This window comes from Halomicrobium sp. IBSBa (assembly GCF_017612575.1).
GTDB lineage: Archaea > Halobacteriota > Halobacteria > Halobacteriales > Haloarculaceae > Halomicrobium.
Genome location: NZ_JADPQC010000028.1, coordinates 1 through 476 on the forward strand (window position 1 = coordinate 1; position 476 = coordinate 476).

General features: G+C 68.9%; 1 pseudogene. It reads right to left on the minus strand.

Going from position 1 to position 476, the window contains the following annotated elements:
- Positions 1 to 476: pseudogene (locus tag IL252_RS17290) on the minus strand (sucrose-6-phosphate hydrolase); the annotation flags it as partial.

Sequence of the window (476 nt, forward strand, 5' to 3'; positions counted from 1 at the left end):
ACCGGCAACTGCTCGGTGTCGCCCGCGTCGAGGCGCACCACGTCGTAACTGGTGTTGTCGCCCCGTAGCTCGGTGAGTTCGGGGGCTGGCCGCTGGCACAGGCCGCCGTCGTCGGCCAGGGACAGCTCCCGGGGCAGCGACATCGCGCCGGACCAGCCGGCGTTCCACTGCCCGCTCACGTCACGGGCCTCGGGGAGCCACCCCCAAGTCAGGATGCGGCCGTCGTCGGTCCACATCGACTGCGGGGCGTAGAAGTCGCCGTGGTCGAGCTTGTCGCGGCGGTCGGCGTCGAACTCGCCGTCCTCGTACGTCCCGAGGAAGTACACCACGTCCTCGTAGTTCGAGATGTGGAGGAGCTGTCGGTCCCCGAAATCGAGCAGCTCCGGGCATTCCCAGACGGTCCCGGCGGTGTCGCGGTCGCCGGTGAGAATCGGGCCCTGGTACTCCCAGTTCCGGAGGTCGGAGGACTCATACAG